Consider the following 882-nt stretch of genomic DNA (forward strand, 5'->3'; position numbering starts at 1 on the left):
CTAAGGGGTCAGTTCAGAATGAGTTTGCGGAGGCAGATCACGGAGCAGGCCAGGCTGAGGATGGCTTGGTGGACGTCGGCTCGTCGTTCGGTGCGGATGCGCAGACGCCGGAAATTTTTGAGCCAGGCGAAAGTGCGTTCCACCGGCCAGCGGATGGTGCCCAGGCCGGAGCCGTGCTCGACGCCGCGGCGGGCGATGACCGGTGTGATGCCGCGGGCGCGGACCAGGCGACGGTATTTGTCGTGGTCGTAGCCGCGGTCGGCATAGAGCCGGCGTGGCCGGCGCCGTGGCTTGCCGACGGTTCCCCGGATCGCTGGGACAGCGTCGATCAGCGGAATCAGCTGGGTGACGTCGTTGCGATGGCCGCCGGTGAGTGTGACCGCGAGCGGGGTGCCGTGGGCGTCGGTGATCAGGTGGTGCTTCGAGCCAAGCTTGCGCCGGTCGACCGGACTGGGGCCGGTGTGCTCCCCCCTTTGAGGGCACGCAGATGAGTGGAATCGACCAACGCGGCCGACAGATCCAGCAGCCCAGCAGCACGTAGCTCCGCGAGCAGGTGTTCGTGCAGTTGCTGCCAGATGCTAGCCTCGTGCCATTCGGTCAACCGGCGCCAGCAGGTGGCCCCGGAAGCGCCGAACAACGCCGTCGGCAGGCGGTTCCAGCCGATGCCGGTGCGGATGACGTACAGGATGCCTTCCAGTGCGGCGCGGTCGTCGGCACGCTTGCGGCCCGGGTAGCGGAAACGCCGTGGGTGCACCGGAAGCAGCGGCTCGAGCCGCTCCCACAGCTGGTCGGTCAGAACCTCCTCACGCATACCAACATTCTGGAAAGCCCCGCAGTCCCAGCAAAGCCGACACGCCGACTCATTCTGAACTGACCTCTAAG

Annotated in this window: 1 protein-coding gene; it reads right to left on the reverse strand. The window is 66.8% G+C overall.

Annotated elements, in window-relative coordinates; translation table 11 throughout:
• Positions 1 to 8: 8 nt before the first annotated feature.
• Positions 9 to 811 (reverse strand): IS5 family transposase gene (locus CF165_RS49735; RefSeq protein WP_093954566.1). Its coding sequence is split into 2 segments (ribosomal slippage): positions 9 to 475 and positions 475 to 811, totalling 804 coding nucleotides; the frame shifts between segments, so codons are not numbered across the junction.
• Positions 812 to 882 lie beyond the last annotated feature (71 nt).

Origin of the sequence: Amycolatopsis vastitatis (assembly GCF_002234595.1) — a bacterium.
Classification (GTDB): domain Bacteria; phylum Actinomycetota; class Actinomycetes; order Mycobacteriales; family Pseudonocardiaceae; genus Amycolatopsis; species Amycolatopsis vastitatis.